The sequence below is a fragment of the uncultured Psychrosphaera sp. genome, assembly GCF_947500655.1.
Taxonomy (GTDB): Bacteria; Pseudomonadota; Gammaproteobacteria; order Enterobacterales; family Alteromonadaceae; genus Psychrosphaera.
The window spans coordinates 1-3,096 of record NZ_CANMSK010000036.1 but is presented as its reverse complement, the minus strand read 5'-3'; the positions used below and the strand labels follow the sequence as shown (position 1 = coordinate 3,096).

2 protein-coding genes and 1 pseudogene are annotated in these 3,096 nt (G+C 40.1%); all 3 read left to right on the top strand.

Annotated features, from left to right (window positions below):
- Positions 1-278 (top strand): hypothetical protein (locus Q0940_RS16960; protein WP_299271121.1); only part of this gene is annotated, 278 nt, incomplete at its 5' end.
- 21 nt (positions 279-299) lie between these two features.
- Positions 300-1,391, top strand: a complete 1,092-nt coding sequence (locus Q0940_RS16955; RefSeq protein ID WP_299271120.1) for an AraC family transcriptional regulator — start codon at positions 300-302, stop codon at positions 1,389-1,391.
- Positions 1,392-1,641: 250 nt separating this feature from the next.
- Positions 1,642-3,096 (top strand): annotated as a pseudogene (locus tag Q0940_RS16950) (hypothetical protein); the annotation flags it as partial.

Sequence of the window (3,096 nt, the reverse complement as noted above, 5' to 3'; positions counted from 1 at the left end):
TTCAAGCATTCAAGCATTCAAGCATTCAAGCATTCAAGCATTCAAGCATTCAAGCATTCAAGCATTCAAGCATTAAAGCTTTCAAGCATTCAAGCATTCAAGCATTCAAGCATTCAAGCATTCAAGCATTCAAGCATTCAAGCATTCAAGCATTCAAGCATTCAAGCATTCAAGCATTCAAGCATTCAAGCATTCAAGCATTCAAGCATTCAAACATTCAAGCATTTATAGGTAGTTTTGATACCGCAATATTAGTATTATTGGGTCAAATCCTATAATAAAAATTATTAAAATCATACATGAGCCAGAAAATATCATCTTTTCATTTTTGTACTTCTACGCTTCCTACTGAACATAAAAAAGTGGCGTGGCGAGATGTTATGCATCCATTTTATCAAACATCAAATCTTACACCAGAGCAAGCTCAAGGCGCTAACGTTGAAGATGCTAATGTTGAGGATGCTACCTTTGAAGCTAAAGTAAGTGGTTATTTTTTTAAAAACTTCCTATGTATTAACGCAGGAGCCACTCCGCAAAAATATTACAGTAATACAGAGCGAGCGCTTAAATCTGGCTATGATGGCGTAATTGTTAAATTAATATTAGATGGATATTGTGATTTCTCTGGTGACGGCAGTAGCATTCGTAATGGTGCTGGTGGGATAACTATCCTTGATATGTCACGGGAGGTCACTGGCATTACCCCTATAATTGATACTATAAGTCTTGTTATACCAAGAGATGTTATAAGCAAATATGGTATAAACATAGAGGGATTACATCTACAAACGTTAGACCAAGCAAGTGTGATGACTCGCCTATTAGTAAATCATCTGAGGATGTTAAGACAAGAAGCACAATATATTACTCAGAATGAAATTTCAGACGTTTCTAAATTGACCATTGAATTGGTTATATCAGCCTTACAAAATCATATCAAAACAGCTGTTCTTACTCCTCCTAGATCAGATAATTATCTATTATTTAAAATTAAAGAATATATCTGTGCAAATATCCAAAGTGTTGATTTTAATGTGGCTGATATTTGCACAAAATATAATATTTCTAGAGCAAAACTTTACCGTATAACAGCGGCTTTAGGCGGGGTTGCAAATTTTATTAGGAAGCAAAGATTACATCATGCGTATCACTTACTGTGCAGTAACGAAGAAACAAAACCACAAATATCGACTATTGCCTTTCAGTCAGGGTTTAAATCTTTATCTAATTTTAGCTTGTTATTTAAAGAAGAATTCGGCGTCTCACCTTCAGAATCTATCCATCTAACTAATACCTACAAAATGGTTGATTTGAATGATCCCAATGAACAACCTACAGCTAATTCTCTGTTAATAAGTGCATGGTTAAATCGAGTTTTATTGCAAAAATAGACCTGCATGAGACAAATACGATAAAGGTTGAGACATTTAAGCAAACATTCCCCACCTCTGCATATATCGACACATCTGTTTTTTATTTATCCTACTCAGCAATGTAATTTTATTTTGCTACGAGCATTTGTCACGTGCATTTTGCTACGTGTAATGCCGTGTAATATTGTTTTGTTTAGCTAAATGAAATAATACCTATGTTAAAGAATATTAATTTCCTATTTAAAGAGAGCTAGTTATGGATGTACTCATGAAGAAATGTTTTGTGGTGTTACTTGCTGTGTTGTTATTTGGTTGCAGTAAATCAAATAAAGGTACTGAGGAAGTAGATACGCCGGTTGTTAAGGTGGCAGGTCAGGCATTAGTATTTGGTACTGACGTTACTGAGCTTGGTATAACAAAAATAACCACCGACGCTGCATTTAGCCAAGTAGTTACAGGCGGTAATGGCGGTGTTATCACGTACTCTTCATCAGAGCTTAATGTCGCTAGTGTAAATGATAGTGGTGAAGTCACTATTATTGCTGCGGGAACCACCACTATCACCGCAACGGAGGCGACAAGTGACGAGTTTCTTGAGCAAAGCGTTAGCTACACGTTAACGGTTAATAAAATAGCGGGACAAGCCCTGGTATTTGGCACTGACGTTACTGAGTTTGGTATAACAAAAACCACCGATGACGCGGCATTTACGCAAGTGGCCACCGGCGGTAATGGCGGTGTTATTACGTATACTTCATCGAACACTAAAGTGGGAACTGTAACAAATGCTGATACAAACAGCGGTGAAGTCACCCCTGTAGGTGCTGGAACAACCATTATTACAGCGACGGAAGCGGCAAGTGATGACTTTCTTGAGCAAAGCATTACTTACACCTTAACGGTTACCCAAGGTGTGGTGCGTGTTGAGTCTATTACTAGTAGTGAACGCGCATTTGCGGCACTGCACAGTGATGGCTCGGTCACCACTTGGGGGGATAGTGAATATGGCGGTAATAGCAGTTCGGTTTCTGCTGAACTTGATGGTACTAACCCTGTTGTATCAATAAGTGGTACAACTGGTGCCTTTGCTGCGCTGCACAGTAACGGCTCCGTCACCACTTGGGGGTATAGTAGCGTTAGCGGCGACAGCTCTGCGGTTTCTGCTGAACTTGATGGTACCAATCAGGTTGTATCAATAAGCGCTACAGAAAGAGCCTTTGCTGCACTGCACAGTAACGGCTCGGTCACCACTTGGGGGGTTAGTAGCTATGGCGGAGATAGCAGTTCGGTTGCTACTGAACTTGATGGGACTAATGATGTTGTATCAATAAGTGCTACAACCAATGCCTTCGCTGCACTGCATAATGATGGCTCGGTCACCACTTGGGGGCACAGTAGCTATGGCGGTGATAGCAGTGCGGTTGCTGCTGATATCGACGGTACTAATGATGTTGTATCAATAAGTGCTACAGGACAAGCCTTTGCTGCACTGCATAGTAACGGCTCGGTCACCACTTGGGGGGATAGTGATAAGGGCGGTAATAGCAGTTCGGTTGCTACTGAACTTGATGGGACTAATGATGTTGTATCAATAAGCGCGACATATTTTGCCTTTGCAGCACTGCACAGTGATGGCTCGGTTACTGCTTGGGGTGATACTAGTAATGGCGGTAATAACACTGAAGCTACCGTAGCCAGTAGCAATAAAGATGTTGTATCAATA